The following is a 4790-nucleotide window of genomic DNA, read 5'->3' as shown; positions in this document are numbered from 1 at the left end:
AGTTCATTGAAGCGGATAGGATTAGAAAACTAATGAGGGTACCTTCTCTTACAAACAGTGGTAAGTTAAAACTCAAGGATACTAAAATTGAGGTAACAATGGATACAAAGTCTATGAAATATCTCAGCTTTATGAAGGTGAAGGTTGTTTTCTCAGCGATGATAAGGCAAAAGCTTTCTATGGGAAATGTGATGGCATCATAGCGGATGATCATACCAACTGACAGGCCACCAATAGTTGTACCCACGCTAATGAGTAAGAGTCTTAAAAGGTAGTTGGTTACAATGAGGTCTTTTAACACATTATAGGTAAAGAAATTGATGATCACCCCAAAAAAGACGACAGAAAAGACTTGAAGGGCATATTTTTTTCTTAAGGCAAACTGTGTTAAAACCATATATGAGACTAGGAAGATGAGGTTAAAGAATATTGTAACTGTACCGATTTTGATATCTGTTGCATTTGATATCGCCAGGTTCATTGAATTAAAACTACTTACACCTACATTGGCTTTAATTGTTAAACTGATACCAAAAGCAGATGTGGTATAAAAAATGTAAGATTTTAATAAGTTATGGATTTGAGTCATGAGCATGTCCTTTCATTAAATTAAAATAGGGGATATGTTTATAATACTTCTTAGGTTTGCAAACCAAATTCTTTAATATAAATTAACTTTAGCCCAAAGTTTGATATAATAATATGAGATATCTCATGTTTAGGAGGAATTTCATGAAAATTTTAAAATTAAATGAGCTGGATAGCCTCTTAAAGAAAAAGGTAGAGCCATGTCTCAATATTTTCGAGAATGTCTTACCCTACGTTAGAGTTGAAGAATTTGAAGTAAATGAAAACATCGTTTACTTTGACAAACCCATTCAATATGTGAGGTATCTTATTTCAGGTAAGGCGAAGATTTCATTGATTCATGAAGATGGAAAACGGACAATCATTGATTTTATAGGACCAAGTGAATTTATCGGTGAATTATCTTTTTTAGAAATTGAAGCCCATCCAAAAGATGTTGTAGCCTTAAGCACTTGCCTATGTCTATCAGTACCACTGGATTTGACAAAGTCATCATTGATGTCAGATGCCAACTTTTTGCTGAATTTAAGTCGATATATAGGAACCAAACTTTTGAAACGTACATGGTTTAATACTAAAAACCAGAATTATGAGCTTAAGAACAGGTTGGCAGCATATATTCTAATGTCAGAATCAGAAGGCATATATAAGGAAAAACATACTGAAACTGCAGAATTTTTAGGTGTCAGCTACAGACATTTGTTATATACTCTAAAGGTATTTCAGGACGAGCAACTTATAGTCAAGCAAAAAAAAGGTTATAAAGTTAACTTTGAAGCGTTAAAAGCACTGTCTAGGGATATAAAATAGCTAGGAAATAAGCAAATACTAATTTTAGAATTGAGGTTACCATGGATCATCAAAATCAAGAAACAAAACACAAAAGACGTGTGAGATATAAAGGGACACATCCCAAATCCTATAGAGAGAAATATAAAGAGCATCAGCCTGAAAAGTATGGTGATACAATTCAACGTGTGATTCAAAAAGGCAGTACGCCGGCAGGCATGCACATCTCAATCATGGTGAAGGAAATCTTGGATTTTCTTCAAATTAAACCAGGTCAAAAAGGGCTAGATGCAACATTGGGATATGGTGGTCATACTCTTGAAATGCTTAAATGCCTAAAATCAGAAGGGCATATGTATGCACTAGATGTCGATCCGATAGAATTACCAAAGACCAGAGCTCGACTTGCAGAACAGGGATTTGGACCTGAAATTCTAACGATTAAGCAGCTTAACTTCTCAAATATTGATGAGGTAGTAGCCGAAGCGGGATTATTTGATTTTGTGCTGGCAGACTTAGGTGTTTCGTCCATGCAGATTGACAATCCCGATCGAGGTTTTTCATATAAGACAGATGGTCCATTGGATTTAAGATTAAATCCAAGTAAGGGCATCTCGGCGTCAGAGCGTTTAAGTTCAATTTCCGAAGAGGAACTGATTGGCTTGCTAATCGAAAACTCGGATGAACCCCATGCTGAAAAAATCGCAAGAGCCATCATAAAGACCATTAAAAAGGGAAAAACAATTTCAACAACTTCTCAATTACGCCAAATCATAGCAGATGCCCTATGGTCATTACCCGCTAAAACCAAGGATGACGAGATAAAAAAATCTTGTCAAAGATCATTTCAAGCCTTAAGAATTGATGTGAACAGTGAGTTCGAAGTTTTATATGATTTCTTGGAGAAGTTACCTAATGTGTTGGCAAAGGGGGGACGCGTGGCGATCTTATCCTTCCATTCAGGTGAAGATCGATTGGTAAAAAAATCCTTTAAACACTTTCAAAGAGAAGGTATCTACAGTGAGGTAGCGCCTGAAATTATAAGACCCTCTCTTGAGGAGTGTAGTTTAAATCCACGCTCAAAATCCACTAAAATGAGATGGGCGATCAAAGCCTAGGATCTTGGTACAGGTTAAGTTCAATAATAATATTTTAAGGATATCTTGGGATATCCTTTTTTTATGAGTAAAAACAGGATATGCGGTATTTTAAAGATAAGAAAATTTTATTAGTAGACCTTTTGATATCAGTTAGCACCCCTAATAGTGTTGTAAAAATAATTAATATATTAAAATTTATTAGATTGTAAATATGGTTCAAAATGCTATAATTGTTTTATATCAAATAAAATGAAATATATTAATTACAGGGGGAAAAAAATTTGAAATTATCCATAAGACAAAAGCTTATCATCATCTCAAGTTTATTGTTGATTATTCCAGTTGTAGCCATTGGCACAATTAGTTATCTGTTTGCAAAAGATCAATTGTCTTTAAAGGGTGAGATTATCCTTAAGAATGGTGTAAAGCAAGTTATGCAACTTATCGATGCAAAGAAGACAGAAGTTGAAAGAGGTAATTTAACCCAGGAAGAAGCCCAGGAGGAAGTAAGGGTAATCTTACTTGGCGTTAAGGATTCGGAGAACAAGAGACCAATCGTTAAGAACATAGATTTAGGACCAAATGGTTATTTTTTTGCTTATTCAACAGACGGTGTTGAAATGATGCATCCTTCACTTGAAGGGACCAATGTTTGGGAAACTGAAGATAAAAGCGGGAATGGCTTCAAGCTTGTTCAAGCTCAAATCAAAGCAGCACAAAATGGTGGTGGATTTGTCACTTATGCTTGGACACTTCCAGGTTCTGATAAAATAGGCGATAAAATTACCTACCAAGAGCTCGATGCCGATTGGGGTTGGGTAGTATGTGCTGGTGCATATGTAGAAGATTTTAATAAAGGTGCTAATATAATCCTCATGGTAATTTTGATTGTTTTGGCCTTATCTTTAGTGGTTGGTCTAATTTCAATTACGTTATACTCAGGAAGCTTTGCAAAGCCTATAAAAACAATCTCCATGTCATTGCTTGAGGTATCTAATAAAAACCTCAATGTGTCGGAAGTTGAAATCAAAAATACAGATGAAATTGGAACGCTTGGGAAGGCCTACAATACAATGCTTCATAATGTGAGAGCACTTGTTCTAGCTATGCAATCATCTTCAAGTACTGTTACAGAACTTGCAGGTTCTTTAGTTGAAGTAACAGATCAAACAACAAATGCAATCAATGAGGTGGCTCAAACGATTGGTGAAGTGGCAAAAGCGGTTAGTGATGAAGCAAGTCTTACAGAGGATGCCGTAATGAAAGTAAATGAGCTTTCAAGAAATATCGATGGTGTCAAGCAATCTACAGTTGCAGTGGATAAACTTGCTCATGGCGCAGATGTTCAAAGTAAAAAAGGTTTAGAAACCGTTAAACAATTATTAGAGGCAACTGAAGCTACCAACCAAGCGACTGATAAAATTAACGATGTTATCAATAAGGTTTCTGAGAGCACGGCGAAAATTCATACAATTACAGAAGCCATAACAGGTATTTCTGAACAGACCAATCTCTTGGCACTTAATGCATCAATAGAAGCCGCTAGAGCTGGTGAAGCAGGCAGGGGGTTTGCAGTCGTTGCTGAAGAAATTAGGAAGCTTGCGGAGCAGTCGGCAAATCAAGTTGGAGAAATCAAAAATATTATTAGTGAAATCAATGCACATTCAACACTTTCTGTTGAAACAATGGATGAACTTAAAAAAGTAACGGTTCAACAAAATGAATCCGTTGAGTCAACTCAGGTGCAATTTGATGCCATTGCAAGGGGAATAAACGGCCTTAATGAAGAACTTGTCAAGATCGATAGGGACGTTGAACGAATGATTTCATTGAAAGAGAATATTGTGGATGCTATGACTGGTATTTCTGCTTCAACAGAGGAGACATCCGCATCAACAGAAGAGGTTTCTGCAGCCACAGAACAACAACTCGCTGGCATGACTGAAATCAACGAGCAAACAGCAAGACTTAATTTGCTTGCGAAAGAACTAGAGGACATTATTAAACAATTTGAAATATAGTATTAGACCGTAATATATAAGACATCTCGTTCGATTAAGGCGAGATGTTTTTTTGCCTTCAAATTACTTGTCCTTTTAGGGCTTTCATTGTAATATAAATTGACAAAGAAAATAAAATAGAACCATTTACATTATTTTACAAAGGTATTCATCTTATAAAGGTATTTACCTTAATCTACAGGAGAAAAATATGAAATTTTATTATGCCCCATTGGAAGGTGTTGTTGGACATGTCTATCGAAATGCGCACAGAGCACATTTCAATCATATTGATAAATATTTTGCACCCTTT

The 4790-nt window shown here is 35.7% G+C and carries 4 protein-coding genes and 1 pseudogene; 4 read left to right on the top strand and 1 reads right to left on the bottom strand.

Going from position 1 to position 4790, the window contains the following annotated elements:
• The coding region (locus AC220I_RS18215; RefSeq protein ID WP_486725294.1) for a DUF6198 family protein at positions 1-589 on the bottom strand (589 nt) is incomplete at its 3' end.
• 143 nt (positions 590-732) lie between these two features.
• Here AC220I_RS18215 and yeiL point away from each other — a divergent pair.
• The 4 genes and pseudogenes from yeiL to AC220I_RS18195 all read left to right on the top strand — a co-directional run.
• On the top strand, positions 733-1398 hold the full coding sequence (yeiL, locus tag AC220I_RS18210) for a transcriptional regulator YeiL (protein WP_486725293.1): 666 nt from the start codon (positions 733-735) through the stop codon (positions 1396-1398).
• Positions 1399-1439: 41 nt separating this feature from the next.
• On the top strand, positions 1440-2495 hold the full coding sequence (gene rsmH, locus AC220I_RS18205) for a 16S rRNA (cytosine(1402)-N(4))-methyltransferase RsmH (RefSeq protein WP_486725292.1): 1056 nt from the start codon (positions 1440-1442) through the stop codon (positions 2493-2495).
• Between the two features lie 263 nt (positions 2496-2758).
• The gene (locus tag AC220I_RS18200) at positions 2759-4498 is read left to right on the top strand and encodes a methyl-accepting chemotaxis protein (protein ID WP_486725291.1); all 1740 of its coding nucleotides are present in this window, start codon (positions 2759-2761) and stop codon (positions 4496-4498) included.
• A gap of 190 nt (positions 4499-4688) precedes the next feature.
• Positions 4689-4790: pseudogene (locus tag AC220I_RS18195) on the top strand (diguanylate cyclase); the annotation flags it as partial.

The sequence above is a fragment of the Fusibacter sp. genome, assembly GCF_057447755.1.
Note: the sequence above shows the minus strand (reverse complement) of the source record. Positions and strands in the feature narration are given on the sequence as shown.